Here is a 25076-nt window from a genome sequence, read left to right as displayed (position 1 = left end):
CGCGGACATGGAGCGTCGCGCGACCTCAGCCGTCGCTGACCAGCTCGGTCAGGATCGCGTCGAGCAGCAGCGCGCCCGCTTCGGTCACGCGCAACCGGCCGGGTTCCGTCGCCACCAGTCCCTGGGCGGAGAGACGCGCCACCGCGCGCGCGTCGATCGGCGCGGTGCCGCCGGCCAGCGCCGCGACCCGCGCCGTGTCGATCCCCTCGCGCAGGCGGAGGCCCATGACCAGCGCCTCGGTCGCGCGTTCATGCGGGGTGAGCGGGGTCTCGCTCTGCGCGCCATGGCCGTTGCGGGCGACCGCGCTCAGGAAATTCTCCGGCTTCTTGTGCCGCACCGTGGCCAGCCCGCCGCGCCGGCCATGCGCGCCCGGCCCGACGCCGGCATAATCGCCGTACCGCCAATAAGTCAGGTTGTGGCGGCTCTCCGCGCCGGGGCGGGCGTGATTGGATGTCTCATAGGCGGGCAGGCCGGCTGCGGCGGTCATGGCGCGGGTCGCCTCGAACAGGTCGGCGGCGGTGTCGCCATCGGGGATCACCAGCCGCCCCGCCTGCGCCTCGGTCGCGAAGCGCGTGCCCGGCTCGATGGTCAACTGGTAGAGCGACAGATGCTCGGTGCCGAGCGCGATGCCGCGCGTCAGCTCCGCTTCCCAATCCGCGAGGCGATGGCCGGGCCGGGCGTAGATCAGGTCGATGCTGACCCGCGCGAAGACGGATTGCGCCGTTTCCACCGCGCGCAGACCCTCCGCCACGCCATGCGCGCGGCCCAGGAAGCGGAGCGCCTCGTCGTCCAGCGCCTGGAGACCCAGCGATACGCGATTGACCCCGGCGGCGGCGATGTCGGCGAAGCGGGCGGCCTCGACCGAGGAGGGATTGGCCTCCAGCGTGATCTCGACATCCGGCGCGAAGCCCCAATGCCGCTCCGCCGCCGCCAGCACGGCGGCGACCGTGGCGGGCGGCATCAGCGAAGGCGTGCCGCCGCCGAAGAAGATCGATCCGATCCGCCGCCCCGGCAGCGCCTGCGCCTCATAGGCCAGGTCGGCGAGCAGCGCGTCCTGCCACGCCGCCTCGTCCACGCTCGCGCGGACATGGCTGTTGAAGTCGCAATAGGGGCATTTCGAGACGCAGAAAGGCCAATGGACATAGAGGGCGAGATCGTCGGACATCGTATACGTTCGGAAAATGTTCATCTTGCACCGCTATGGGGCCGCCAGGAGGCTGGGGGAAGTCGTGCGTTCGCATTTGATCATGTCGGGGCTCGCATGGGCGAGCCTGGATTTCGCCATCGCTCCGGCCGCTTGGGCGGCGGAGCTCGCGCCGCCCGCCCCGGTCCAGCCGGTCGCGCCATTGGCCGACGATCCCCTGCGCGGCACGATGCTGGCGATGCACAATGCGACCCGGGCGCGGGTCGGCGTGCCGCCGCTCGCCTGGGACGCGACGCTCGCCGACGCGGCGCGAAGCTATGCCGAGGATATGGCCCGGACCGATGTCTTCCGCCACTCGCCACCATCGATGCGGCGGGGGCAGGGCGAGAATCTGTGGGTCGGATCACGCGGAGCCTATGACTATGCCGCTATGGCGACGGCCTGGACGGACGAGGCGCGGCTGTTCGTGAACCAGCCCACGCCGATGTTCAGCATCACCGGCCATTGGCAAGATGTCGGCCATTACAGCCAGATCGTCTGGCGCTCGACCACCGCGCTCGGCTGCGCGATGGCGAGCAGCGCGTCCTTCGACTATGTCGTCTGCCGCTATGGCCCGGCGGGCAATGTGATCGGCCGGACCGCCTTCTGATTGTCGGACGCGCGTGAGGGCCGGAAATCGTGTCCATTGTGAACCTACCACCTATCCGAACTGGTGCCATCGCGCCGGAAACCATAGGGTGAGATTATACCGTTACGCTTGACGGACCGCTGCATGGAGATAGGCCAATGATCCTGTTGCTGCTGCTCGCTCAGGTCCAGGCACCTGCCATCGTGGTTCAGGGCGAACGCCTGTCCCAGGCGCTCCGGCAATGCGAGGCAGGCCAGTGTACGGTGCGCCGGGATGCGCAGGTCTCCATCGCTTCGGCCGAGACGCTGTTTCGCGACGGGGAGTATCTGAAGGCCAAGCTGTTGCTGACGCGCGCCATCGATCGCAATCGGCGGCATGAGGCGACCAGCCCCAAGCTCGTCTCCTCGCTCTACGAGGCCTATGCCACCGTCTCGCTGCATGAGGGCGACGAGAGTGGCTTCCGCCGCGGCACCCGGCAGCAGGTCCGGATATTGCGCGATCATCTGCCCGCCGATGATCCGGCGGTGATCGCAAAGATAATGGCGCTCAGCGATATGTGGTTCAAGCTGCGCGACTATCGACAGGCGAAGCTGTCCTACCAGGCGGCCGAGCAACAGGCGGAGCGCGCCGGTCAGGCGGAGATGGCCGCCGTCGCCGCCATCCGGGTGGCGTGGCTGACCGCGACCATGGGCCATCGCACGGCCGCACGGGCGATGCTGGACGAGATCGCCGCGCGTCCCGCCGCCAGGACTGGCGATCTGCCGGACGTGATCCAGATCATGCGCTTCCGGCTCGACGCATCCAGCCTGAGCGACGAAGAGATGCTGCGACGGTCCAAGAGCATCGGCGCAGGCTATCGCAAGACGCCCTTGCTGGTGGTCAATCCCACCTATGACTTCACGGACCTCGCCACCGTGAACAATGCGGCCAGCCGGTTTCAACTGGTGACCCCGATCCCGGTCCTGTCGAGTGATGTCAGCAGCGTGCAATGGGTGGATGTCGGCTTCTGGATCCGGCCGGATGGGCGGACCGATGAAGTCGAAATCCTGCGTGGCATGCGGGCGGAATCCTGGGCGCGATCGATCGTCCGCCAGGTGGAAGGGCGGGTCTATAGCAGCTTCGCGCCGGCACCGGGTGGAAAGGGGGCGTTCGGCATGTACCGGGTCGAACGCGTGACCTTGCGGCAGCGCTATCAAGTGCCGGTGGGCAGCCTGATTGAGCGCCGTGTTCCGGTCGGCGGTGTCGAGACGCTGGATTTGACCGCCGCCTGACCCTTGGCGTCAGTCGAAGGCGGTGAGGATCGGGCAGGGGCCGTCCTCGCTCACCGCACAGGCCTTCGCCAACCGGCGCAGCGCGGCGCGGGCGGCCTCCAGTTCGGCGATCCGGCGATCGAGCGCGGCGAGACGGTCGGCAGCCAGCGCGCGGGCCCGGGGGCGGTCGTGCGTCGCGTCCAGACGCAGGAGTTCGCCGATCTCCTCCAGCGTGAAGCCCGCCGCCTGCGCCGAGCGGATGAAGCGCAAGGCCCGTAGATGCGCCGCGTCATAACGGCGCACGCCCTGGGTCAGCCCTGCGCCGATCCGCGCGGGCGTGCCGATCAGGCCGCGACGCTGATAGAAGCGGATGGTCTCCACCCCCAGCCCGGCGGCGCGGGCGAGTTCGCCGATGGTCATGCTTGACTCCGTACCATGGTACGCACCCCATATGATGGCGGAGCCAGTGCCAGCCAAGGACCGGATTGATGCCCGCCACGCCGAATGATCGCCCCGTCGCCACCCTCTATCGCATGGTGATGCCGACCCATGTCTGCCCGTTCGGGCTGAAGGCGCGCGCGCTGCTGCGCCGCAGGGGCTATGCGGTCGACGATCATTGGCTGACCAGCCGGGCCGAGCAGGAGGCGTTCAAGGCGCACCACGATGTGAAGACGACCCCGCAAATCTTCATCGATGGCCGGCGGATCGGCGGCTATGACGATCTGCGTCGGCATTTCGGCCTGACGGTGCGCGATCCGAACGCCACCAGCTATCGCCCGGTGCTGGCGGTGTTCGCGGTGGCGGCGCTGATCGCGCTGGCGATCAACGGCCTGACCGGCGCGTCGCCGATCGGCCCGCTCGGCGCGGAACGGTTCGTCGCGGTGACGATGATGCTGCTGGCGATGCTCAAGTTGCAGGATGTCGAGCGGTTCGCGACCATGTTCCTCGGCTATGACCTGCTGGCGCGACGCTGGCTTTCCTATGGCTATGTCTATCCGCTGCTGGAGCTGGGCGCGGGGGCGCTGATGCTGGCGCGGCTATGGCCCTGGCTGTCGATCCCGGTGGCGCTGGCGATCGGCGGCATCGGCGCGGTGTCGGTGGTGAAGGCGGTCTATATCGACGGGCGCGAACTGAAATGCGCCTGTGTCGGCGGCAGCGGCAATGTCCCGCTGGGATTCGTGTCGCTGACCGAGAATGTCATGATGGTGGCGATGGCGCTGTGGATGGCGCTGGCAATGTGATAGCGTCACGCCATCCACTGGGTCTTGGGGGAGGTTCGGATGCTGATGGCGGCGGCACTGGCTCTGGCGGCAGCAAGTGCGGTGGGATCATGCCCGGTCCCGCCCGGCGCGGAGGCCCTGTGGCGACCCTCGATACGCTATCTGCTGATCGGGGAGATCCACGGCACGGCGGAGACGCCGGCCGCCTTTGCCGATCTGGTCTGCGCAGCGGCGCGAAGCGGACGGCCGGTCACGGTCGCGGTGGAATATTCGTCGGATGATCAGCCGGTGGTCGATGCCTTCCTCGCTTCCAATGGCGATGCCAAGGCACGGGCGGTGCTGCTGACCCTGCCGATCTGGCATGATACGTGGCAGGACGGGCGCAGCAGTACGGCCTTCCTCACCCTGTTCGAGCGGTTGCGGGTCCTGAAGCAGGCGGGACTGATCCGTGGCGTCGTCTGCAGCGATGTCGGCAAGGATAAGCCCCAGGGAATCGCCCGCGACGCGATCATGGCGCGCAATTGGCAGGCGGTTCCACTCGGCCCCGACGGATTGCTGATCGCTTTGGCGGGCAATGTTCACATGATGCGCAAGCCGGTGGAGCGGCCGGGGATGACGATCCACACGGCGGGTTCGCTGATGCCACGCGGCGCGACGATGACGGTCGATGTCGGCTATAATGGCGGCTCGAGCTGGACGTGTGAGCAGGACGGTTGCGGCAGTCATTCAGGCGGCCGTGCCAAGGCGGCGAAGCCGGGACTGGTGCCGACGGCCGATCCGGATGCGCGGTTCGATGCCGTGTTGGAGCTTGGCACGCCGGTCCATGCGGCTTTGCCGGCGCTGCCGGAACGGCGCATGTTCAAACCGATGACGGGGCCTATCCGTATCGGCGAGTAAGCAAACGCGCGGACATGGAGCAAGCGCTGCGTGCGTCTTACCCGCAATGAGATCGCAAGGGAATGGCCGAGCCGCGCACCGCTGCTACCGATCTGGCCCGCTTCGGCCGAGAGGTCGCGGCGGCGGCCAAGCGGCCGCAACAGCGCCGGACCCATCCCCGTGCCCGGCCATGGCCAGGGCACGGGGAGGTCTCGACGGTCCGATCACCCCGCCCGGTCGGGAAAGGCGAAGCCGATCGGCTGGATCGCGGCGGCATCCTGCTTCAGCCGGGCGGCGATCTGTTCGTAATCGCGCTCCATCTCCGGCGTCACGCTGGCGCGACTCTCGGTCAGGGCCTGCTCGAAGTCGCTCATGTCGACCTGATGTGCGCCGATCGATCGACGCAGCGCCACCAGGCCGGCGCGGCGTACCACATCGCCCAGGTCGGCGCCGGTGAACCGGTCGGTCCGCCGCGCCACCACGTCCAGGTCCACATCCGCCGCCAGCGGCATCTTCTGGGTCTGGATGTCGAGGATGCGGCGTCGACCCGCCTCGCTCGGCACGCCGACATAGATCAGCTCGTCGAACCGCCCCGGCCGCAGCAGCGCCGGATCGATCAGGTTCGGCCGGTTGGTCGCGCCGATCACCACCACCGACTGGAGCTCCTCCAGCCCGTCCATCTCTGCCAGGATGGTGTTGACCACGCGCTCGGTCACCTGCGGCTCGCCCAACCCGCCGCCACGCGCCGGCACCAGCGAGTCGAGTTCGTCGATGAAGATCACGGTCGGCGCGACCTGCCGGGCGCGGGCGAACAGGCGGGTGATCTGCTGCTCGCTCTCGCCATACCATTTGGACAGCAGGTCGGAGGACTTGGTGGCGATGAAATTCGCCTGCGCCTCGCGCGCCACCGCCTTGGCGAGCAGGGTCTTGCCGGTGCCGGGCGGGCCGTAGAGCAGGAAGCCCTTGGCCGCGCGGATGCCGATGCGGCGGAACGCGTCCGGGTCCTTCAGCGGCAGCTCCACGCCTTCCTTCAGCCGCTCCTGCGCCGCGTCGAGGCCCCCGACATCCTCCCAGCGGGTGGTCGGCGCCTGCACCATCACTTCGCGCATCGCCGAGGGCTGGACGCGCTTCAGCGCCTCCAGGAAATCCTCGCGCGTGACCGACAGGGTGTCGAGCACCTCGGCGGGGATGGTCCGCTCCTCCAGGTTGAGCCGGGGCATGATCCGGCGCACCGCCTCGATCGCCGCCTCGCGCGCCAGCGCCGCCAGGTCCGCGCCGACGAACCCGAAGGTGGTGCGCGCCAGCTCGTCCAGATCGACCTTGTCGCCCAGCGGCATGCCGCGCGCATGGATGCCTAGAATCTCGCGCCGCCCGCGCTCGTCGGGCACGCCGACGATGATCTCGCGGTCGAAACGGCCGGGCCGGCGCAGTGCTTCGTCGATCGCCTCGGGCCGGTTGGTCGCGGCGATCACCACCAGATTGGCGCGCGCCTCCAGCCCGTCCATCAGCGTCAGGAGCTGCGCGACCAGCCGCTTCTCCGCCTCGCCCTGCACCTGACCGCGCTTGGGTGCGATCGAGTCGATCTCGTCGATGAAGACGATCGAGGGCGCGGCCTTGCTCGCTTCCTCAAAGATCTCGCGCAGCCGCGATTCGGACTCGCCATAGGCGGACCCCATGATCTCGGGGCCGTTGATCAGGAAGAACTGCGCATCCGATTCATTGGCGACGGCGCGGGCCAGCCGCGTCTTGCCGGTGCCCGGCGGCCCATGGAGCAGCACGCCCTTGGGCGGCTCGACGCCCAGCCGCTCGAACAACTCGGGATAGCGGAGCGGCAGCTCGACCATCTCGCGCAACTGATCGATCGTCGACGCCATGCCGCCGATATCGTCATAGGTGACGTCGGCGCGGCGGGTCTGTTGCGGCTCCTGATATTCGGGGCGCAGCTCGATCTCGGTATGCTCGTCGATATGGACGACGCCCTTGGGGCTGGCCGACACCACGACGAGGCGGATTTCCTGCAGCGCATAGGCCGGCGCGTTCATGAACTGCTGCACGCCCGGCGGCATGTTGCCGACCCGCTGATGGCCGGCGGTCGCGACCACATCGCCCTGGCAGAAGGGGCGGCCGATAAAGGTCCGCTTCAGCGCCTGGGACGAGCCCTGCAACCGCAGATTCTGCTGCGCCGGTGCGAAGACGACGCGGGTCGCCGGCTTCGACTCGATCTTGCGGACCTCGACGAAATCGCCCGAGCCGACACCCGCATTGGCGCGTTGCAGGCCGTCGATGCGCAGCAGCTCCAGCCCCTCATCCTCGGGATAGGGGCCGACCGCGCGGGCGGGGGTCGACTGCTTGCCGACGATCTCGATGACGTCGCCTTCGCCCACCCCCAGCGTCGCCATCAGCGAGCGCGGCAGATGCGCCAGGCCGCGGCCCGAATCTTCGGGGCGGCTGTTGGCGACCTGGATCCTGCGCGCGGGGGTCTCACTATCGGCCATCATCATCCTTTCACGCGCCATTTGCGGGGCAAGCGCGCAAGGTAGGAAGCCGGTTCCGCCCCTGCGAGAGGGCGTGGACGCAAAAAAAGAGCCGCGTCAGACGACACGGCTCGTGAAAGTTTTTAGGAGAGGATGCCTGAAAGGCACGGTCTTTTTGCGCTGCGACCGTCCATGTTGCAAGTGCGAAAAGAGACGGTAGAATTGCAAAATCGGCAATCGTTGGTATCGGTAACGGAATAAGAGAGGGTTATGCGCAGGTTGCCACCACTCGGGTCGATCGAGGCCTTCGTCCAGGTCGCACGCCTGGGCTCGATCAAGGCCGCCGCCGAGGAACTGGCGCTGTCCGCGCCCGCGCTCAGCCGGCGTGTCCAATCGCTGGAACGCTTCCTCTCCAAGCCGCTGTTTGCGCGCCGCCACCAGGCGATGGTGCTGAACGAGGATGGCGAGCGGCTGCTGATCCAGATCGCGCCGGTGCTCGACCAATTGTCCGACGCGGTCGAGGCGATGACCGCGGGCAAGGAGCTGGTGCGGCTGCGGCTGGGCGTGCTGCCGCTGTTCGCGGCGCAACGGCTGTTCCCGAAGCTGGGCGAGTTGCGCCGGGCGCATCCCGAACTCCATCTCGACATCGACACGGCGGGGCATGGCGTGTCGCGGCTGGGCGAGGGGCTGGACGCGGTGGTGGCGCTGGCGCGCGACATCGATCCGGCACTCTATTCCAAGCTGCTCGACCGCAATTCGGTCTATGTCATCGGCCAGCGCGCCTTGCTGGAGGGGCCGCGCCCGCTCACCCATCCCCGCCAGCTCGAATCGATGACGGCCCTGCTGCACCGCGAAATGCCCGACACGATGGGGGCGTGGAGCGTGGCGGCGGGGCTGGGCGTCATCAAGCCGCAGGCGATCGACCTGTTCGATTCGGGCGGCCTGATGCTGGAGGCGGCGGCGCAGGGACTGGGCGTCGCCTTCATGCATGCCAGCCACTATAACCATGCCAATGATCCCCGGCTGGTGCGGCTGTTCCCGGAGATCGAGGTGACCAGCCCGTACAGCCACTGGTTCGTCTGCCGCCCCCGCGCCTTCCAGACCAAGCCGGTGCGGCTGTTCCACGACTGGATGTTCGCGAACCTGGCGGAATAGGGCGGCGATGGCCGATGCGGCTCGCCCCTATGCGGCGGGCAACGATGGCTCGGGGCGGGTTGGCCGGGACATGATCTGGCGGTTTTGAGGTCCTTGGCCCTTTCTGATCCCCGGCGAAGGCCGGGGCCCAGTTGGGGGACGCTGGTGACAACGCGCAGCGCTCCGTTACATCCGCCTTTCCACCTGGGCCCCGGACTTCGCCGGGGAACAGGATATCGGGAGAATGCGACGCTCGGTCATGCGCTGCGCATCGTCGCATGCGGGGACGGATTCCAGCCACCACTCCGAGCGACCAATGATATTTTATCACATCATCCGCGACACCCCATTGCCACGGGTCCCGGTGCCCGGCACAAATAGGGCATAATGTCTTCCCAAAGGGACGGTTCGATGCGCTTTCGTTCGCTGCTTTGCCTCTCCACGATATTGATCGCCGCCGCCGCGCCGGCGCAGCAGTCGCCCGCGACCGGCCAGGGCGGCGCGATCGGCTGGCCCGCCCATGGCGACATCCCCGCGAAGTTCACGCCGCCGACCGATCGCTACGACTATGTGAAGCGCGAGGTGATGATCCCGATGCGCGACGGTGTGAAGCTGCACACCGTCATCGTCATCCCCAAGGGCGCGACCGACGCGCCGATCCTGCTGACCCGCACCCCCTATAATGCCAGCGGCCGCGCCTCGCGCGCCGACAGCCCGTCGATGCTCGCCACGCTGCCGCAGGGCGACGAGGTCTTCGTCCGCCACGGCTATATCCGCGTGTTCCAGGACATTCGCGGCAAATACGGGTCGGAGGGCGAATATGTCGTCACCCGGCCGGTGGTCGGCCCGCTCAACCCGACCAAGGTGGATCACACCACCGACGCCTATGACACGATCGACTGGCTGGTGAAGAAGGCCAACCTGCCTGAGTCCAACGGTCGCGTCGGCATGGTCGGCTCCTCCTATGAGGGGTTTACCGTGGCGATGGCGCTGCTCCACCCGCATCCCGCGCTCAAGGCCGCCGCGCCCGAAAGCCCGATGATCGATGGCTGGATCGGCGACGACTGGTTCCACTATGGCGCCTTCCGCCAGGCGAATATCGGCTGGATCGGGTCGCAGACCGGCTACAAGGGCGCGGGCGAGGAGCCCCCCTCGGGCATCTATGACGACTATACCCAGTTCCTGCGCGCCGGGTCGGCCGGCGACTGGGCGAAGCGGTCGGGGTACGATCAACTGCCCTTTTGGGACCGGTTCGTCTCGCATCCCGCCTATGACGCCTATTGGCAGGGCCAGGCGCTCGACAAGCTGCTCGCCGCCAATCCCTCCAACGTCCCGACCATGTGGGAGCAGGGGCTGTGGGACCAGGAGGACATGTACGGCACCATCACCGCCTGGGAGGCGCTGAAGGCCAAGGGCAAGCTGGGCAACAACTTCCTGGTCATGGGGCCGTGGCGGCACAGCCAGGCCAATTATGACGGCTCGTCGCTGGGCGACTTCAAGTGGAACGGCGATACCGCGACGGAGTGGCGCGAGAAATATCTCTTCCCCTTCTTCGACCAGTATCTGCGCGACGGCCAGCCGCGCTTCACCCCGCCCCAGGCGCTGATCTACAATACCGGCGAGAATCATTGGGACAAGCTGGCCAACTGGCCGCTGGCCTGCGAGTCGGGCTGCGAGGCGCCGCTCAAGCCGCTTTATCTCCAGGCCAATGGCGGGCTGGGGTTCGAGCCGGCGGCATCGGGCGGCGATTCCTATGTCTCCGATCCCGCCAAGCCGGTGCCGCATCTGCCGCGCCCGGTGAATTTCGGTGATGGCCGTTGGGGCGCGTGGCTGGTCAGCGACCAGCGCGGCGTCGACGGGCGGACCGACGTGATGACCTATCAGACCCCGGTGCTGACCCAGCCGCTGCGGGTCTCGGGCGCGCCGTTCGCCGATGTCTTCGCCAAGACGACGGGCACGGACGGCGACTTCGTGGTCAAGCTGATCGACGTCTATCCCGACACCATGCCGGACGATCCGAAGAAGGGCGGCTATGAACTGCCGATCAGCCTCGACATCTTCCGCGGCCGCTACCGCGACAGCTTCGCCAAGCCGTCGCCGATCCCCGCCAACAAGGTCCAGCGCTATCGCTTCCGCCTGCCGACGGTGAACCATGTGTTCCAGCCGGGGCACCGGATCATGGTGCAGGTGCAGTCGTCGCTCTTCCCGCTCTACGACCGCAATCCACAGACCTATGTGCCCAATATCTTCCTAGCCAAGCCGGCCGACTATAAGGCGGCGACGGTGACGATCCAGCGCGGCGCGGGCGGGGCGAGCGCGGTGTGGCTGCCGGTGGTGCCGGTCGCGCAGCCGACCCTGCCCTGATGTAAGGAGTCCGGCGGTCCTGGTTACCGCCGGATTCACCTTTGCGCTTTACGGCGCCCTAACCAGCCTGCGGCTAATGCTGCAGGCCTAGTAGGAAAGGGCGTGCGATGGCACTGACCGCGAAACTGTACCGCGAAGACGATAACCGGACCGCCGAACGGCATGAGGTCCAGCTCGACGCGACGTTGCGCGGGCAGGACCAGCGACCGCTGGACGTGGTGGTCGACCAGCTGTCGGTCACCGGCTTCCGCATGTCCTGCGCGGACTATCTGCCGATCGGCGCGTCGGTGTCGCTCGGCATCGCCGGGATCGGCCGGCAGAGCGCGCAGGTCGTGCGCCGTGCGGGCGATCGCTATGGCTGCCGGTTCGACGTGCCGCTCGCCTCGCACCCGCTGGCGCTGCAATCCTCGCCGAGCACGGTGGTCGCGGCCGCGTTCGGCCCGCCGGAGATGATCCGCTATGCCGCCGACGAGACGCCGCCGCTCGACGCCTTCGAGCAGAGCGTGCGCAAGTTCCGGGGCGTCATCATCCTGACCGGCCTGGCCCTGCCGTGGATCGCGGTCGTCGCGGCCGGTCGGTTGCTGTTCGGCTGAGGGCAGGGCGACCGCCCGACCGATCCGCCCGGACCGCGCCCCCGATCGGAGGCGCGGGAGACTCGTAGAAATAATCCGCTCGGCCTCCCGCATGTGATGGTCCGGCGGTCATGGCGACACGCCTTCGCTTGACCACTGGCGTGTTTGCAGCCGAACACCGGTCGGCGGCTCAGCGAAGCTCCAGCCGATCGCCGCGCAGCGTCACCGATTCGATCTGTCCCAGCACATTCTGCCCCAGCAGCGAGCTGGGCGCGCCCGGTGCGATCACCGCGCGGACCGGGCCCAGGCGGCGGCCGGCGATCACCAGCTCCTCGATCCGCGCCTCGACCATTGCCGAGTCGCCGACGGCCGTGCGCAGACGCTGGCCGGTATCGGCCAGGGGTTGCGCGCCGATCCGCCTGGCATCCTCCGGCGTCAGCACGACGACGTTCGCCCCGGTGTCGACGACGAAGCGCACCGCCGTGCCATTGGCCGCTATGGTGAGGCGGAACAGGCCATCGCGATCCTGCGCGACCCGCACGGCCGGCAGGGCCTGGGATGGCGCCTGCCCCCTCGACGCCACGCCGCCCGCCGGGGATATCCCACCCGCCAGCGCGGCGGCGACCAGGGGAATCAGGCGCAGGGATACGAGCAGCGGCATGGCCCGACCATGCGCGACCGGCCGTAAAGGAAGCGGTCGGTATCATGGTTACCCATTGATGAAGATTGATTTGATCCCTGCCGGAACGGGACAGGCCGGGCACGGGCCGGCCATTGCCAAGGTGCGGCCGCGACCTTAGAGATTGACCCCCAAGGGGAAGGATGGCGACGCCGGTGGGCAGTGGGCAGGACAGCATCCCGCCCGATCGATCGCGCCGGCGCTTCCGGATCATAATGACGCCCTTAACTTTTGCTGGGTCATGATTGCCGGGATTATGAATCTGAGTTCGTCGCCACACGCCATGCCGGTCACCCCCGTCGACGACGGGGACGCCGCGCCCGCCCCGACCACCACAGGCAAGCGCGCCACGCCCGTCCGGCAGAATCCGGACCTGCTCGCCTTTGCGACGCTGGTCTGGAACCGCTTCCGCCGCAATCCGATCTTCTGGCTCGGGATCATCGCGCTGGTCGCGCCGACGCTGTACGACGTCGCGTCGCGCGGCTGGGGCACCGATCAGGCCGCGCATGCGCCGATCGTCTTCGCCACCGCGATCTGGATCTTCGCCCGCAGCGCCCGCCGCGCCGCGATCGTCGCGGTGCCGCCCAAGGCCTGGGCGGCGGCGCTGGCGCTGGCGCCGCCGCTGCTCCTCTATATCGCCGCGCGCGTGACCGGGCTGATGGAGGTGCGCGGGCTCGCCGCCTATCTGGCGGTGGTCGCGGTGCTCTATGCGGTCGGCGGCGCGCGCACGCTGGGCGTGCTGTGGTTCCCGATCCTCTACTCGATCTTCCTGATCCCGATCCCCGACACCTTCGTCGACATCGCGACCCAGCCGGTGAAGCTCGGCATCTCCAAGGCGGTGGTCGGGCTGCTCTCGAATCTCGGCCTGCCGGTCGCGACCTCGGGCGTCAGCATCTATATCGGCCAGTTCGAACTGCTGATCGCCGCCGCCTGCGCCGGGCTTAACTCGCTGATCAGCCTGACCGCGATCGGCAGCTTCTACGTCTATCTCCGCCACAATGCGAGCTGGCGCTATACGCTGCTGCTGATCATGATGATCTTCCCGATCGCGGTCTTCGCCAATTTCCTGCGCGTGATGATCCTGGTGCTGCTCACCTATTATGCGGGTGAAGCGGTGGCGCAGGGCTTCCTGCACGAAGCGGCCGGCCTGTTCATGTTCGTGGTGTCGGTGCTCACCATCTTCCTGATCGACAAGGTATTGACGATGATCGGCACCCGCATGGGCTGGATGACCGCATGAGCAGCGCCGCCACGCCGCCCTTCGATCCCGCCGTCGCTCGACCGGAGTCCGCGCCCAATGCGGTGCCGGTGCGCGAGGGCGACCCGATCTCGCGCCGCAAGATGATGATCGGCCTGGCGCTGGGCGCGACGGTCGCGGTGTCGGAGCTCTACGTTCCCCGGCGCAGCGTGGCGCGCATGACCGACAAGTCGTTCGCGGCGCTCTTCCCGGACAAGGTGGGGCCCTGGACCTATGTCACCGCGTCGGGCCTGGTGCTGCCGCCGCAGGACCAGCTGTCGCGCTTCCTCTACGAGCAGTTGCTGACCCGCATCTATGCGGAGGATAACGGTCCGCAGGTGATGATGGTGCTGGCCTATAGCAGCGTGCAGGAAGGGCGGCTCCAGGTCCACCGGCCGGAGGTCTGCTATCCGGCGGCCGGATTCACCATCCTCGACAATGAGGCGATGGCGATCCCGATCAACCCGTCCTTCGCGATCCATGGCCGTTTCCTGGTCGCGGATCGCGGCGCGCGGCGGGAATATGTCTTCTACTGGACGCGCGTCGGGCCGAACATGCCGATCCGCTGGTTCGACCAGCGGCTGTTCATGGCCAAGGCCAATCTACAGGGCTACATCCCCGACGGCCTGCTCGCGCGCGTCTCGGTCATCGCCGAGGATCGCGAGGAAGCGGTCGCGGCGCTGACGCATTTCGTCCAGACGATGGTGAAGACGGTCGGCCCCGCCGGTCGCAAGATGCTGATCGGCCCGCATTGATCGGCGGCCGGCCCGGGGCGACGGGCCGGCCGGTCGCGCCTCGATCAGGCGCGCGCGAAGGGCTTCAGGAAATACCAGGTATAGGCGAGGGCGGCGACGAAGACGAGAACGGCGAAGATGTCGTAACCGTTATTGCCCAGCCAATTGGTCACCGCACAGCCCAGCGCCGGGGCGATATAATGATACATGGAATCCTGGGATTCCTCTGGTCCGATCGAGCGCTGGAGCAGCAGCACGACCAGGCCCGCGAAGAACGCCACCGTAACCCAATCGTAGATAGTCTGCATCTAGGCGTTCCTTCCAAATCGTCGAATCGGCCTGTACAGGCATTGCAGTAAGATTTTCTAGGCTTCGTCCCGGTTAGTGGACGATGGTGGGGAGTGGAAGAAGGTTATGCGTTCCAAAATGATCACGGTCGCGCTGCTGGCGACGGCCGCCGTCTCGATCTCCGGGTGCAAGCGCGCCGCGACCGGTCAGGTCGTGGCGGTGGTGAATGGCGAGGAAGTCTCGCTGTCCGAACTCAACAGCGAGCTGCAGAACGCCCCCCAGGGCGGCGACAAGACCGCGCTGCGCGCCGCCGCGCTCCAGAACCTGATCAACCGCAAGCTGATGGTCCAGCAGGCGCATGATCGCGGCATCGACAAGGATCCCGAATTCCTCCAGCGCCAGCGCCGGATGAACGACGAGCTGATGATCTCGATGCTCGGCAACCAGGTGACGAAGAACGTGCCGGTGCCCAGCCAGACCGATATCGACGCCTATATCGCCGCGCATCCCGACATGTTCGCCAGCCGCACCATCTACCCGGCCGACCAGATCGTCTTCGCCCAGCCTGAGGACGCGTCGCGCCTGAAGGCGCTGGAGGCCGACCATACGCTCGACGCGGTGGCCGCGCGCCTGACCCAGATGGGCATCCAGTTCGCCCGCCAGAAGGGCCAGCTCGACACCGCCGCGACGCCGCCGGAGCTGCTGGCGCAGATCAAGCGCCTGCCCGCCGGCGAGCCGTTCGTTCTCGCCGCCAATGGCCGCGTGATCGTCAGCGTCCTGGGCGCGCCGCAGGTCCAGCCGATCAATGGCGACCAGGCCCGTCGCATCGCGGCCGAGGCGATCCGCCGCCAGGCCGTGTCGGACATCGCCAAGAAGCAGGTCGAGCAGGCCCGCGCCGCCGCGAAGATCGAATATCAGCCGGGCTTCGCCCCCGCCGATGCCAAGGGCGGCGCGGCGAAGAAGTAAGCTTCGCCCGCGACGACGGGAAAAGGGGCGTGCCGCGTGGCGCGCCCCTTTTTCGTTCAGCCGCGCGACCGGTGGCGACGCGCGAGCAGGAAGATGCGCGGCCCCTCGACCAGATAGCGCCGCCACATCCGGCGCGGATTGCCGAGCAGCCGGTGCGCCCATTCCAGATGCAGGCGCTGCACGAGTTCGGGCGCGCGGGTCTGCTCGCCGACCACGAATTCGATCGCCGCGCCGACGCACAGGCCGATGCCGGTCGCGCCCGGCTGTGCGGCGATGCGGGCGGCGAGCAGCTCCTGCTGCGGCGAGCCGACCGACAGGAACAGGAAGCGTGCGCCCGTCCCGGCGGCGAATTGCGCGGCGGCCTCCAGCGCGGCGGCATTGCGGCGCAGCCCCATGGGCGGCGCATGATGGACGATGTCGAGCGTCGGATAGCGCGTCCGCAACCGCTCGGCCGTCTCCGCCCGGCCACCGATGATTGCGATCCGGTCACCCGGCCGGCACAGCCGCTCCAGGATCATGGCGGTCAGGTCGCTGCCGGGCGCGACCGGCAGGGTGATCCCCTGCCGCCGGGCGAGGGCGGCGAGGATGCGACTGTCGCACACGCACCATTCCGCCCCGCGATAGGCGGCCCAGACCGCATCGCCATCGGGCATCGGGTCGTGCAGGCGCACGACATGGTCGACATTGGGCGTGACCAGATAGGCGAAGCGGGCCTCGGCCGGGCGCTGGCCGAACTGCTCGAGCAGGTCGTCCAGCGTCAGCGGATCATAATCCACGCCGATGAATCGGGTCCGGGTCATGGTGTCGAATCTCCGTCGTCGGATAGGGGCGCGGAATAATCCGGCGAGCCGGTCGTCTCCTCCGGCGGGGGTGGCGGGACCGATACGCTCTGCCCGTGCAGCCGGGCGAGGATGGCGGTGCTTCGCGCCGTGCAGGGGCCGTCGCCCCCGGCGCGACACAGGCGCTGCCGGGTCGCCCAGGCGGAGGCGGACATCGGATTGCGTAGGGTGAAGGCGCGGGCCAGCGACAAGGCCTCGTCCAGTCGGTCGCGCTGGGCCAGCATCGTCGCATAGAGCCGCAGCATCGTCGAATCGTCCACCGCCGCCCGCGCGCCATCGGCCAGCGTCCGGTCCGCCAGCAGCGTGTCGCCCTGCGCGCGGTAGATGCGGGCGAGGAGCGCATAGGCATAGGGCGATTCGGGATCGTCGCGCATGATCACGCGCGCGTCGCGAAGCGCGGCATTCGTGTCCCCCCCCGCCAGGGCGGCGGTGGCGCGCGCGGTCAGGGCCATGGGCTGGTCCTCGTCGAACGCCAGCACCGCATTGGCCAGGCGGGTGGCGTTCGCCGCATCGCCCGATCCGGCGAGCGCCGCCGCCAGCGCCCCCTGCGCATCGGTGGTGGCGGCGGTCGGCGCCTGTCCGGCATAGGTGGCCAGCAGCCGGCGCGCGGTCGCCCAATCCTCCCGCCGGACCGCATATTCGGCGACCGCGAGCATCAGCGCGGGCGAGGGGGCGGAAATCCGCGTCAGCGCCGCCGCCAGCCGGGCCGGCGCGACGTCGGTGTCGGCGAGCATCGTCACGGTGGCGTCGCGCAACGCGTCGTCGGCATCGGACTTGTAGAGCGTGGCCAGCGTCGTGGCGGCGGCGTCGTCCTGTCCCAGCAGCACCCGCACCCGCGCCAGCGCGATCTGCGCGTCGCGATCGGTCGCGCGCGCGTCCGCTTCGCGCCGGGCGACGCCCAGCAGCGCGCGGGTGTCGTAGCCGCGCTGGTAGAGCGAGGCGAGCTGTCGGCGCAGGTCGGGGCTGCCGCCGCCTTGCGCGAAGATCGGCGCGATCAGCGCCACCGCCTGCTTCAGGTCGCCGCGCTGCTCGGCGATGCGGCTGGCCAGCACGCGCACCACCTCCTGGTCGGGCTGTTCGGAGAGCAGCGCCTTGCTCATCTGCTCCGCCGCGTCGAGCCGACCGCGCCGCAGGGCCACCGTGGCCCGCACCAACCGGCCGTTCAGGCTGCCGGGGTCGATGGCGAGCAACTGGTCGGCATAGCGACCCGCATCGTCCAGCGCGTTGCTGGCGAGCGACAGCTGCGCCAGCGCGTCGATCGCCTCGCGGTTCGATCGATCCTGGTCAAGCGCGGCGCGGAACGAGGCGAAGGCACCGTTGTAATTGCCGAGCTGGATCTGGTTGCGCGCGCGCGCGATCCACAGATCGGGCGAATTGTCGCGCAATTGCACTGCCTTGTCGAACTGGATCTGCGCCCCGCGATAATCGCCCATCGCAGCCAGCTGCTGCGCCTGGGCCTGGGCGGCGGCGGCGCGTTCGTTGGCGGATTGGCACCCCGCCAGCGCCAGTGCGAGCGCCAGCACCGGCGTCGCGGTCCGCCGCCGTCCCGGGCGGCGCAAGCGCGGCCATAGCGCTGAATTCTTTCTGAAAGCTGTCAGATCGCGCATATGTCCCTATCCGGGCCATGTCAGCCCAATCCACCGTCCCATATGGCTTTTCCCCGGTCGAGCGGGTAAGGCAAGCCCGTACCGGTACAAGCGTCGAAGGGGATCGCGATGAGGATGGTGATGTTGCGGGCGTCTGGCGCGCTCGTGCTGGCGCTTGCGTCGACCACGGGCGGCACGGCGGCACTGGCGCAAGCGGGCAAGGCGGCGGCGGCGCAGAGCGGCACGGCGGCTCCCTATCGGATCAATCCGGGCGACGAGCTGGAAGTCTATGTCTGGGGCGAGGATCGCCTGCGCCGCGTGGTCAAGGTGCTGCCCGACGGCAGCTTCTCCTACCCGCTGGTCGGCCGGGTCGAGGCGGCGGGCAAGCTGCCGAGCGAGCTGGAGCAGGTGATCACCCGCGGGCTCGCCAGCCAGTTCCGCGAGCAGGTGCCCCAGGTGACCGTGTCGATCACCGCGCCCAGCGGCTTCAGCTTCTCGGTGATGGGCAAGGTGCGCTCGCCCGGCACCTTCGCGCCGGGTAAATATGTCAACGTGCTGGAGGCGATCGGCCTTGCCGGCGGTCCCAGCGAGTTCGCGCAGACCAACGACGTGGTGATCATGCGCAAGCAGGGCGGCGGTCTGACCCCGATCCGCCTGCGGCTGACCGACGCGCTGCGCGGCAATCCCAGCCAGCGCGATCTGGCGGGCCTGCCCGTGCTCCAGGCCGGCGACACGGTCGTCGTTCCGTGATTCGTCGGTCCTTCTGGCTGGTCGCCGCCACCGGCGCGGCGGTCGCGCCGCTCGGCGTCGCCGCACAGGTCCGGACGGTCCCCGCGCTGACCGTGGCGGGCGGCGTGGGTTATGACAGCAATCCTTTCCTGGGGGCCGGTGGCGCGAAGGGCAGCGCCTCGACGACCTTGAACGTCATGCCGTCGATCACCTTCGTCGATGGTGTCGACCGGGCGGTGATCGCGGGGTCGTACAACCGCCAGGATTTCTTCACCCGCTACGGCAGCAACAACGGCTATCAGGCCTCGGCGAACGGCCACAAGCAGTTCGACGCGCGGACCGGCATCGACGTGGCCGCCAGCTATGACAGTTCGGTCCTGGGCGGTGCGGGCAATTTCGCGCCGATCGGCCAGGTCGTGCCGGTCACAGGCGGCGCGGCCGGTTCGGGTATCGGTTCGGGCGCGAGCGGTTCGGGCAGCCTGCCGGTGGTGTCGGCGCCGATCGGCACCGCGCCGGTGGTGACGATCCCGGTGGACGGCGATATCGGCCTGATCGGTCTGCGCCAGCGGCGCAAGACGCTCTCCACCTCCGCCAGCGCCTCCTATCTCCTCAGCGAGCGGACCAGCCTCTTCGGCGGCGTCAACGCCTCGCGCTCGACCTATCCGGGCGAGCAGCGCCAGTCGATCCTGCTCGGCAATTTCACGCAATATGGCGCGAATGCCGGGTTCAGCCGCTCGATCAACGAGCTGTCGTCGGTCGGCGTGCAGGTGTCGGCCACGTTCGTCGACTATGATCGCGGCTTCTCCTCCTCCTTCTTCACGCCGCGCCTGACCTATAACCGCACGCTGTCGCCGCGCTGGACGCTCAACGCGGCGGTGGGCGGCGCGATCGTGCACGACCGGATCAGCGGCACCTCGGTGACCGTATCCGCGGAAGGCACCCTGTGCCGGACCTATTCGGAACGCGGCAATGTCTGTCTCTTCGCCTCGCGCGAGCCGAGCGTGACCGGCTTTGGCGGCGTTCGCACCCAGACCACGGCCGGCGCCACATTGGGCTATCGGTTGAGCGAGGTGTCGACCGTCTCGGCGTCGGCGCGGTACAATCACGTCGCCAACGGCACGCCGGCCCTGTCGGAGGGCGTGTTGCCGGCCAATCAGGACTTCACCTCGGTCGACGGCAGCTACCAGCGTCAGTTGGGGCGCCACCTGTCGGCACTGGCCTCGGCCGGCTATCGCCACATCTCCAGTGGCTTCCGAACCGCCGGTGGCAGCACCGGCGGTGACAGCGTCTTCGGGCGGCTGGGTCTCACCCTATCCTTGGGCGGACAACGATGAACGACGCATATTCGGGTTACTCCGCCGACACCGACGGCAGCGAGGGCGGCGGCGACCTGATCGCCTATCTGCCCTCCATCCTGTGGCAGCGGCGGTGGTGGATCATCGTGCCGACCGTGCTCTGCACGATCGTCGGTCTGGCGGCGGCGGTGCTGCTGCCGGCGCGCTACCGATCCTCCGCGACCTTGCTGGTCGAATCGCCCGAACTGCCCGCGCAGCTTGTCGGGCAGCAGCAGAATACCAGCCTGATCGACCAGCGCATCGCCAAGATCCGTCAGCAGGTGCTCAGCCGGCCGGACCTGATCGAGCTGATCGAGAACAACAATCTCTATCCCGATGAGCGCGCGTCCAAGCCGCTGTCCGAGGTCATCGACAAGATGCGCAAGGCGACCAATCTGTCGCCGGTCAGCGCCGATATCCAGACCGGCCCCGGCGGCACCAATACGATCGCCTTCAGCCTGACCTTCGACTATCCGGACCCGCAAAAGGCCCAGGTCGTCGCGCAGGACTTCGTCGAGCGGCTGGTGAAGCTGGATGCGGCCCAGACCTCGCAGGCGGCGACCGGCACGGTCGAGTTCCTGCAGGACCAGGCGAACGGGCTGGTCGGCCAGATCAACGCGATCGAGCGGCAGATCGAGGCGATCAAGGCCGCCAACGGCATGGCCCTGTCGACCGGCGGCATGATGATGCTGGGCGGCGGTGCGGGCGGCGGCTATCAGGCACAGATCGCGGGGTTGCAGCGGGAGAATGCCCAGCTCCAGGCGCAGTTGAAGCTGCAGGCCAACGCCACCGACCGCGATCCCTCGGTGCAGGCGGCGGAAGCGCAGCTGGCCGCGGCGCAGGCGGTCTATTCGGATACCCATCCGGACGTGCTGGCGGCGCGGCAGCGGCTGGCCGAGGCGCGCAAGTTCGCCGCGGCCAGTGTCGCCCGGTCGAACACCGATTCGGCGATCCGCAGCCAGATCGCCTCGAACGCGGCGGCGATCAGCAGCCTCCAGGCGGCGATGAGCAATGATTCGGCGCGCACCTCCGCGCTCGCCAATGCGCAGGCCAAGGCGCCGGCGGTCAACGAGCAGATCGCCCAGCTCCAGGCCAAGGCCGACGGGCTGCGCACCAACTACCAGACGGTGCAGACCAATCTGATCAATGCGCGCGGCAGTGCCCGGATCACCGAGCAGCAGCGCGGCGAACGGTTGAGCGTGATCGATCCCCCGGTCGCGCCCGACCGGCCGACCTGGCCCAACCGCCCGTTGCTGGCGCTGGGCGGCATCGTCGCCGGCGCGGCGCTCGGCCTGGGCATCGCCCTGGTGCTCGAGTTCATCATGCGGCCGATCCGCGGCGTCGCCTCGCTCCAGTCGGTGACGGGCGAGCCGCCGATGGTCATCATCCCGCAGATCGCCGGCCGGCGTCCCGCACCGGACATGGACGGGGATGATTCGGACTCGACCCAGTCGAAGCGTCGCTGGTTCCACCGGCGCAAGCGGGCGGCCGACCCGGCCGTCATGGCCGGCTAACGGGCTAAAGGACAGCAGATGAACTATCAGTCTCCGGCCGCCGGGGCGGTTCCCCTGGCCAGTGCCAGCCCGAACGCCACGACCTCGCCGCTGCCGGTCACGCCCCGGCACATGATCCCGGCCGACCAGTTGGGCGAGGCGATCGTGGGGTTCCGCAGCCGCGACCAGCGTTCGCGTCCGTTCAACCTGCTGCGCACCCAGATCGCGCGGCTGGTGGGCGAGGGGGTGCGCGTGATCGGCATCACCTCCGCGACGCCGCAGGTCGGCAAGACCTTCGTCGCCAGCAACCTGGCGGCCTCGCTGGCGCGGCTGCCCGAATTGCAGACGGTGCTGGTCGATCTCGACCTGCGGCGCGGTTCGGTCGCGGAACGGTTCAACATCCCGGTCCGGCAGGGCATGACCGAATATCTGGCGGGCGAGGTCGACGACCTCGCCTCCATCGCCTGGGGTATCGAGGGCGAGCGGCTGACCCTCTATCCCACCGCTGAGGCACGGGTGCATTCGTCCGAACTGCTCGCCAGCGCGCGGTTGCAGGGGCTGATCGCGTCGATGCGCGCGATCCCGGGCCAGGCGGTGGTGCTGTGCGACCTGCCGCCGGTCTTCGCCAATGACGACAGCATGATCGTCAGCGAGATGATCGACGGTTATATCATGGTCGTCGAGGATGGCGTCACCACCGCCAAGCAGGTGCGCGACTCGCGCCGGCTGCTGGGATCGGTGCGCTGCTTCGGCACGGTCCTGAACCGCTATATCAAGGGCTTTGCCGGCGGCGACTACGGCTATGGCTATGGCAAGGGCAGCGGCTACTCGGACTATTATAACTGATGACCGGTCCGGCGGCGGCGGCGTCCGGCGCGCGGCGACGCATCCTGCTCGTCGCGCCCAATATCTCGCGCCGCATGGGCGGCGAGGGGTTGAAGGCGTTGCAGATCCATCTGGAGCTGCGCGCGCTCGGGCATGAGGTGCGCCAGGTCGCCCATGCCCGGGTCCGCGACGAAATGGCGCGCGACTATCCCGAGCTCGCGATCGACTATGTCGAGGACACGCCGCTCCAGGTTCGCCTGTTCCGGATGAAGGCGGGGCCGTTGCTCGCGCTGCTCAATGCCTGGCAGCTGCATCGGCTGGCGCAGGCGGTGGCGGCGCGCTTCCGCCCCGACCTGGTGCATTTCACCTCGCCCATCTCGCCGGTCCTGCCCTATTTCCGCTTTCCCGGCTTCCCGGTGGTGATCGGGCCGCTCAACGGCAACGTCTCCTATCCGCCCGCCTTCGCCGCGCGCGATCCCCGCGCCAGCGGGGCCAAGCAGGCGGTGATCGCGGCGCTGCAATGGACGCTGGGCCGGGTCTTCCGGGGCAAGCATCGCGCGACGCTGCTGGTCGCGGGGGGCGATCGCACCGCGCGGTCGCTGCGGCTGGCCGGCTGTTCGCCCCGGCGGTTTGTGCCGACGCTCGATTCGGGTATTCCCGACGCGCTGGTCGATCGTGCGCGCTTCCGCCAGCAGGGTGAGAATTTCCGCTTCGTCCATGTTGGCCGGCTGGTCGGCTATAAGGGCTGCGACCTGGCGATCCGCGCGGTGGCGGCGAGCGATCCGCGCGTCACGCTCGACATCATCGGTGATGGCGAGGAGCGCGGCGCGCTGGAACGGCTGGCGGCCGATCTGGGCGTGGCGGCGCGGGTGACCTTCCACGGCTGGATGACGCCGGGGCCGGCGATGTACGACCGGCTGGGCGCGTATCGCGGACTGCTCCAGCCGGCGCTCGCCGAGGCGAACGGCATCGCCTATCAGGAGGCGATGACGCTGGGCCTGCCGATCCTGTGCCTCGACTGGGCCGGGCCACGCGAACTGTTGAGCAAGGGCGAGGCGGTGCTGGTCGCGCCCGATGGCGGCGAGCCGGCGGTGGTCGCCGCGCTGGCCGACGGGATGACGCATCTCGCCACCGATCCCGAGGCGGCCGACCGGATGTCGGCACGCGCACGCGCCAAGGCGGAGGCATTGGGCTTCCGCTGGCGCGACCTGTTAAGCCGCTGGCAGGACAGCTATGCGCTGGCCATTGCCGGCCGAAGCGCGTAGCGGCGTAGCCGTGCGTTCCTTCCTGATCCCCGCCTTCATCCCCCGCCTGTCGCCGGCCGGGGCGATCGACGCCGCGCGCAAGATGATTGCCGGCGATACCGCCATCGTCGTCGGCACGATGCTGATCCAGAACATGATTCGCGTCGTCGGGTCGATGATCCTGACGCGGATGCTGAGCGCGGAGGCGTTCGGCGTGATCGGCGTCATCTCGTCGGTGGCGGTCACCTTCGGCCTGTTGTCCGATATCGGCATCGTCGCCTTCGTCGTGCGGCACGAACGTAGCAACGAGCGGACCTTCCTGGACGAGGTGTGGACGCTCCGGATGATCCGGTCGCTGCTCCTGACGACGGGCGTGTTCCTGCTGGCGGGGCCGATCTCCCAGTTCCTCGGCAAGCCGGAGCTGCACTGGCCGATCGCGGTCGGCGGGCTGCTCTTCTTCTTCGAGGGGTGCAGCGCGCTCAGCACCGTGACGGCGGTGCGCAATCGCCAGCTCAAGCGGTTGAGCGCGATCGACATCGGCACCCAGATCTTCACCATGACCGCGACGATCGGCATGGCTCTGATCTTCCGCAACTATTGGGCGATCATCATCGCCAACAACATGACGCTGATCCTGTCCATGTGGCTCAGCTATGCGATGTTCCCCGATTCGGCACGGCGTTGGCGCTACAGCCGCGAGCGGGTGCGCGAGATGTGGAAATTCTCGCGCTTCATCACCGGATCGACGATGCTGACGCTGGTGATCGGCCAGGCGGACAAGATCGTCCTGTCCAAGACCTTCCCGCTGGCGATGTTCGGCCTCTACATGCTGGCATCGGGACTGGCGGCGGCGCCGGTGGGACTGGTCAGCGGCTATGTCGGCCGCGTCCTCTATCCCCGCCTGGCCGAGGTCGCGCGCCGCGCGCCGGAGCGGATGCGGACCGAATTCTACGCGACCCGGATGAAGCCGGCCCTGCTCTACGGCTTCGCGGTCGGCGGGCTGATCGGCGTGTCGCAGCTGCTCGTCGAGCTGCTGTACGATCCCCGCTATCTGCAGGCGGGCCATTATCTGGGCATCCTGGCGATCTCCAGCTTCTTCATGATGAGCAGCTCGTCGATCAACGAGGTGATGATCGCCACCGGCCATCAGCGTTACACCTTCACCGCCAATGTCGCCCGGCTCGGCTATCTCGTGCTGGGCGGAGCCCTGGCCTATCATTATGCCGGGCCGATCGGCGTGATCTGGGTGGTCGGCACGATCGAGTTGATGGCGCAGATATTCGGGTGGACCGCGCTGGCGCGCCACCGGTTGCTGGACATACCGCGCGAATTGCTGATCCTGCTCTCCGGGGCGGGTGGCATCGCGACCGGATGGGTGGGACAATGGGTGATCCGGATGCTGTTCCACATCCATTGATCCCCGGTTCTCCGGGGAAGGCAGGACTCGCAAGGGGCCAATC

General features: G+C 68.4%; 23 protein-coding genes. 16 read left to right on the top strand and 7 right to left on the bottom strand.

Annotated elements, in window-relative coordinates; all coding sequences use genetic code 11:
• Nucleotides 1–25: 25 nt before the first annotated feature.
• The gene (gene hemW / locus QE452_RS11850) at nucleotides 26–1165 is read right to left on the bottom strand and encodes a radical SAM family heme chaperone HemW (protein WP_309657668.1); all 1140 of its coding nucleotides are present in this window, start codon (nucleotides 1163–1165) and stop codon (nucleotides 26–28) included.
• 82 nt (nucleotides 1166–1247) lie between these two features.
• On the opposite strand from hemW, the gene QE452_RS11845 reads away from it, so the two are divergent.
• Both QE452_RS11845 and QE452_RS11840 read left to right on the top strand, forming a co-directional pair.
• Nucleotides 1248–1793 (top strand): CAP domain-containing protein, encoded by a 546-nt coding sequence (locus QE452_RS11845; protein ID WP_309657669.1) that lies wholly within the window; start codon nucleotides 1248–1250, stop codon nucleotides 1791–1793.
• Nucleotides 1794–1930: 137 nt separating this feature from the next.
• Complete coding sequence (locus QE452_RS11840; protein WP_309657670.1) at nucleotides 1931–3043, top strand: hypothetical protein; 1113 nt, start codon at nucleotides 1931–1933, stop codon at nucleotides 3041–3043.
• Nucleotides 3044–3052: 9 nt separating this feature from the next.
• On the opposite strand, the gene QE452_RS11835 is transcribed toward QE452_RS11840, so the two are convergent.
• Entirely contained in the window at nucleotides 3053–3442 is a 390-nt protein-coding gene (locus tag QE452_RS11835) for a MerR family transcriptional regulator (RefSeq protein ID WP_309657671.1), read from the bottom strand.
• Nucleotides 3443–3510: 68 nt separating this feature from the next.
• Here QE452_RS11835 and QE452_RS11830 point away from each other — a divergent pair, with 68 nt between their 5' ends.
• Nucleotides 3511–4263: a glutaredoxin gene (locus tag QE452_RS11830; RefSeq protein WP_309657672.1), complete on the top strand. Its 753-nt coding sequence runs from the start codon at nucleotides 3511–3513 to the stop codon at nucleotides 4261–4263.
• A gap of 39 nt (nucleotides 4264–4302) precedes the next feature.
• On the top strand, nucleotides 4303–5139 hold the full coding sequence (locus QE452_RS11825) for a hypothetical protein (protein WP_309657673.1): 837 nt from the start codon (nucleotides 4303–4305) through the stop codon (nucleotides 5137–5139).
• 203 nt (nucleotides 5140–5342) lie between these two features.
• Here QE452_RS11825 and QE452_RS11820 read toward each other — a convergent pair whose 3' ends face one another.
• Entirely contained in the window at nucleotides 5343–7613 is a 2271-nt protein-coding gene (locus QE452_RS11820) for a CDC48 family AAA ATPase (RefSeq protein WP_125992834.1), read from the bottom strand.
• A gap of 249 nt (nucleotides 7614–7862) precedes the next feature.
• Between QE452_RS11820 and QE452_RS11815 the strand changes: the two genes are divergently transcribed.
• From QE452_RS11815 to QE452_RS11805, 3 genes are all read left to right on the top strand, one after another.
• The gene (locus QE452_RS11815; RefSeq protein ID WP_125992835.1) at nucleotides 7863–8747 is read left to right on the top strand and encodes a LysR substrate-binding domain-containing protein; all 885 of its coding nucleotides are present in this window, start codon (nucleotides 7863–7865) and stop codon (nucleotides 8745–8747) included.
• Nucleotides 8748–9137: 390 nt separating this feature from the next.
• Nucleotides 9138–11090 (top strand): CocE/NonD family hydrolase, encoded by a 1953-nt coding sequence (locus tag QE452_RS11810; RefSeq protein ID WP_309657674.1) that lies wholly within the window; start codon nucleotides 9138–9140, stop codon nucleotides 11088–11090.
• Nucleotides 11091–11197: 107 nt separating this feature from the next.
• Nucleotides 11198–11683: a PilZ domain-containing protein gene (locus tag QE452_RS11805; RefSeq protein ID WP_309657675.1), complete on the top strand. Its 486-nt coding sequence runs from the start codon at nucleotides 11198–11200 to the stop codon at nucleotides 11681–11683.
• Between the two features lie 169 nt (nucleotides 11684–11852).
• On the opposite strand, the gene QE452_RS11800 is transcribed toward QE452_RS11805, so the two are convergent.
• On the bottom strand, nucleotides 11853–12323 hold the full coding sequence (locus QE452_RS11800) for a TIGR02281 family clan AA aspartic protease (protein WP_309657676.1): 471 nt from the start codon (nucleotides 12321–12323) through the stop codon (nucleotides 11853–11855).
• 301 nt (nucleotides 12324–12624) lie between these two features.
• Here QE452_RS11800 and xrtV point away from each other — a divergent pair, with 301 nt between their 5' ends.
• Both xrtV and epsI read left to right on the top strand, forming a co-directional pair.
• Nucleotides 12625–13581 (top strand): exosortase V, encoded by a 957-nt coding sequence (gene xrtV, locus QE452_RS11795; RefSeq protein WP_309730074.1) that lies wholly within the window; start codon nucleotides 12625–12627, stop codon nucleotides 13579–13581.
• Nucleotides 13578–14333: an exosortase-associated protein EpsI, V-type gene (gene epsI, locus QE452_RS11790; protein WP_309657678.1), complete on the top strand. Its 756-nt coding sequence runs from the start codon at nucleotides 13578–13580 to the stop codon at nucleotides 14331–14333. Before xrtV ends, epsI begins: the two co-directional genes overlap by 4 nt.
• A 44-nt stretch (nucleotides 14334–14377) precedes the next feature.
• Here epsI and QE452_RS11785 read toward each other — a convergent pair whose 3' ends face one another.
• Nucleotides 14378–14620: an XrtV sorting system accessory protein gene (locus tag QE452_RS11785; protein WP_125992841.1), complete on the bottom strand. Its 243-nt coding sequence runs from the start codon at nucleotides 14618–14620 to the stop codon at nucleotides 14378–14380.
• A 106-nt stretch (nucleotides 14621–14726) separates the two neighbouring features.
• Between QE452_RS11785 and QE452_RS11780 the strand changes: the two genes are divergently transcribed.
• Nucleotides 14727–15566, top strand: a complete 840-nt coding sequence (locus QE452_RS11780) for an EpsD family peptidyl-prolyl cis-trans isomerase (protein WP_309657679.1) — start codon at nucleotides 14727–14729, stop codon at nucleotides 15564–15566.
• A 56-nt stretch (nucleotides 15567–15622) separates the two neighbouring features.
• Here the strand turns inward: QE452_RS11780 and QE452_RS11775 are convergent, their stop codons facing one another.
• Entirely contained in the window at nucleotides 15623–16366 is a 744-nt protein-coding gene (locus tag QE452_RS11775; protein WP_309657680.1) for a WecB/TagA/CpsF family glycosyltransferase, read from the bottom strand.
• Complete coding sequence (locus tag QE452_RS11770; protein WP_309657681.1) at nucleotides 16363–17964, bottom strand: tetratricopeptide repeat protein; 1602 nt, start codon at nucleotides 17962–17964, stop codon at nucleotides 16363–16365. Before QE452_RS11770 ends, QE452_RS11775 begins: the two co-directional genes overlap by 4 nt.
• A gap of 168 nt (nucleotides 17965–18132) precedes the next feature.
• On the opposite strand from QE452_RS11770, the gene QE452_RS11765 reads away from it, so the two are divergent.
• Genes QE452_RS11765 through QE452_RS11740 form a run of 6 tightly spaced genes read left to right on the top strand, consistent with a single transcriptional unit; the run spans nucleotide 18133 to nucleotide 25033 of the window.
• On the top strand, nucleotides 18133–18741 hold the full coding sequence (locus QE452_RS11765) for a polysaccharide biosynthesis/export family protein (RefSeq protein WP_309657682.1): 609 nt from the start codon (nucleotides 18133–18135) through the stop codon (nucleotides 18739–18741).
• Nucleotides 18738–20054 (top strand): hypothetical protein, encoded by a 1317-nt coding sequence (locus QE452_RS11760; RefSeq protein WP_309657683.1) that lies wholly within the window; start codon nucleotides 18738–18740, stop codon nucleotides 20052–20054. Before QE452_RS11765 ends, QE452_RS11760 begins: the two co-directional genes overlap by 4 nt.
• Nucleotides 20051–21568, top strand: coding sequence for a Wzz/FepE/Etk N-terminal domain-containing protein (locus QE452_RS11755; RefSeq protein WP_309657684.1), 1518 nt, complete (start codon nucleotides 20051–20053; stop codon nucleotides 21566–21568). Before QE452_RS11760 ends, QE452_RS11755 begins: the two co-directional genes overlap by 4 nt.
• An 18-nt stretch (nucleotides 21569–21586) precedes the next feature.
• Nucleotides 21587–22393 carry a CpsD/CapB family tyrosine-protein kinase gene (locus QE452_RS11750; protein WP_309657685.1) on the top strand — a complete coding sequence of 269 codons (807 nt, stop codon included), beginning with the start codon at nucleotides 21587–21589 and terminating at the stop codon, nucleotides 22391–22393.
• Nucleotides 22393–23637, top strand: coding sequence for a glycosyltransferase family 4 protein (locus tag QE452_RS11745; RefSeq protein WP_309657686.1), 1245 nt, complete (start codon nucleotides 22393–22395; stop codon nucleotides 23635–23637). The genes QE452_RS11750 and QE452_RS11745 overlap by 1 nt, the downstream gene beginning before the upstream one ends.
• A gap of 10 nt (nucleotides 23638–23647) precedes the next feature.
• A complete protein-coding gene (locus tag QE452_RS11740; protein ID WP_309657687.1) occupies nucleotides 23648–25033 on the top strand; it encodes an oligosaccharide flippase family protein in 1386 nt (461 codons plus the stop codon).
• Nucleotides 25034–25076 lie beyond the last annotated feature (43 nt).

The sequence above is a fragment of the Sphingomonas sp. SORGH_AS_0438 genome, assembly GCF_031453475.1.
Lineage (GTDB): Bacteria > Pseudomonadota > Alphaproteobacteria > Sphingomonadales > Sphingomonadaceae > Sphingomonas.
The sequence above is the reverse complement of the archived record's forward strand: the minus strand, read 5'-3'. Positions and strand labels throughout refer to the sequence as shown.

Excerpts from the sequence above, each read along its gene's own strand:
- QE452_RS11755 (WP_309657684.1), top strand. The coding sequence starts at position 20,051 with ATGAACGACGCATATTCGGGTTACTCCGCCGACACCGACGGCAGCGAG.
- xrtV (WP_309730074.1), top strand. The coding sequence starts at position 12,625 with ATGCCGGTCACCCCCGTCGACGACGGGGACGCCGCGCCCGCCCCGACC.
- QE452_RS11780 (WP_309657679.1), top strand. The coding sequence starts at position 14,727 with ATGCGTTCCAAAATGATCACGGTCGCGCTGCTGGCGACGGCCGCCGTC.
- QE452_RS11825 (WP_309657673.1), top strand. The coding sequence starts at position 4,303 with ATGCTGATGGCGGCGGCACTGGCTCTGGCGGCAGCAAGTGCGGTGGGA.
- QE452_RS11745 (WP_309657686.1), top strand. The coding sequence starts at position 22,393 with ATGACCGGTCCGGCGGCGGCGGCGTCCGGCGCGCGGCGACGCATCCTG.
- QE452_RS11750 (WP_309657685.1), top strand. The coding sequence starts at position 21,587 with ATGAACTATCAGTCTCCGGCCGCCGGGGCGGTTCCCCTGGCCAGTGCC.
- QE452_RS11805 (WP_309657675.1), top strand. The coding sequence starts at position 11,198 with ATGGCACTGACCGCGAAACTGTACCGCGAAGACGATAACCGGACCGCC.
- QE452_RS11785 (WP_125992841.1), bottom strand. The coding sequence starts at position 14,620 with ATGCAGACTATCTACGATTGGGTTACGGTGGCGTTCTTCGCGGGCCTG.
- hemW (WP_309657668.1), bottom strand. The coding sequence starts at position 1,165 with ATGTCCGACGATCTCGCCCTCTATGTCCATTGGCCTTTCTGCGTCTCG.
- QE452_RS11810 (WP_309657674.1), top strand. The coding sequence starts at position 9,138 with ATGCGCTTTCGTTCGCTGCTTTGCCTCTCCACGATATTGATCGCCGCC.
- QE452_RS11830 (WP_309657672.1), top strand. The coding sequence starts at position 3,511 with ATGCCCGCCACGCCGAATGATCGCCCCGTCGCCACCCTCTATCGCATG.
- QE452_RS11775 (WP_309657680.1), bottom strand. The coding sequence starts at position 16,366 with ATGACCCGGACCCGATTCATCGGCGTGGATTATGATCCGCTGACGCTG.
- QE452_RS11840 (WP_309657670.1), top strand. The coding sequence starts at position 1,931 with ATGATCCTGTTGCTGCTGCTCGCTCAGGTCCAGGCACCTGCCATCGTG.
- QE452_RS11820 (WP_125992834.1), bottom strand. The coding sequence starts at position 7,613 with ATGGCCGATAGTGAGACCCCCGCGCGCAGGATCCAGGTCGCCAACAGC.
- QE452_RS11800 (WP_309657676.1), bottom strand. The coding sequence starts at position 12,323 with ATGCCGCTGCTCGTATCCCTGCGCCTGATTCCCCTGGTCGCCGCCGCG.
- QE452_RS11765 (WP_309657682.1), top strand. The coding sequence starts at position 18,133 with ATGTTGCGGGCGTCTGGCGCGCTCGTGCTGGCGCTTGCGTCGACCACG.
- epsI (WP_309657678.1), top strand. The coding sequence starts at position 13,578 with ATGAGCAGCGCCGCCACGCCGCCCTTCGATCCCGCCGTCGCTCGACCG.
- QE452_RS11845 (WP_309657669.1), top strand. The coding sequence starts at position 1,248 with ATGTCGGGGCTCGCATGGGCGAGCCTGGATTTCGCCATCGCTCCGGCC.
- QE452_RS11835 (WP_309657671.1), bottom strand. The coding sequence starts at position 3,442 with ATGACCATCGGCGAACTCGCCCGCGCCGCCGGGCTGGGGGTGGAGACC.
- QE452_RS11815 (WP_125992835.1), top strand. The coding sequence starts at position 7,863 with ATGCGCAGGTTGCCACCACTCGGGTCGATCGAGGCCTTCGTCCAGGTC.